Consider the following 744-nt stretch of genomic DNA (forward strand, 5'->3'; position numbering starts at 1 on the left):
CCCCACCGCCCAGCCCGACAGCGGCTCCGATCCAGACCCCGGCCCCAGCCCCAACTCCGCTCCCGGGTCCGGCCCGAGCTCACGGTTCTTCTCCCGTGCCCAGTCCTCGCTGGCCCGAGCCACCCTCGGCGCGTACATGAACCCACCTCGCGGCCAGTCAGGCACGGCCCCCGGCGCAACCTGACACTGCCACTAGCAGTGCCATCGCGACACCCCGGGTCACCTTCGCCGCCTAACCCGCTGTCGGCTTCACCACCACGCCCACCATCGCTCTCACCACCACCACCTCGCGGTCTCCCTCACGCTCACCATCACCACCCTCACCGCCACCCCGACCCGCCGACCATCCGGAACCGGATACCCGTCCCCGGCCGCGCCTGCCCCACGGCGTCCAAATCCGCCGGATGCGCACACGCGATCACCGGATACCCCCCGGTCACCGGATGGTCGGCCAAGAACAGCACCGGCCGCCCATCCCGCGGCACCTGCAACGCCCCCACCACCAAGGGCTCACTCGCCGGCTCCACGTCCCGGGCCCACCGCAAAGCGGGCCCCTCCAACCGCACCGCAGTCCGATTCGACTCCGTCCCCACCTCCCACCGAGCCCTGACTAAGTCCCGCACCGCATCGTCCCCGAACCACTCACTCCGCGGCCCCAAAATCAACCGCACCACCACCGGATCCCCCGCGTCCCGCAACGGCACCAACCCCAACCCCGGAATATCCGGCGGCAACCCCCGAGGC

The 744-nt window shown here is 71.4% G+C and carries 1 protein-coding gene; it reads right to left on the bottom strand.

Annotation, left to right across the window (positions count from 1 at the left end):
* Positions 1–320 precede the first annotated feature (320 nt).
* The coding region (locus tag KGQ19_RS48765) for a 5-oxoprolinase subunit C family protein (protein ID WP_498038959.1) at positions 321–744 on the bottom strand (424 nt) is incomplete at its 5' end.

The sequence above is a fragment of the Catenulispora pinistramenti genome (assembly GCF_018274385.1).
GTDB classification, from domain to species: domain Bacteria; phylum Actinomycetota; class Actinomycetes; order Streptomycetales; family Catenulisporaceae; genus Catenulispora; species Catenulispora pinistramenti.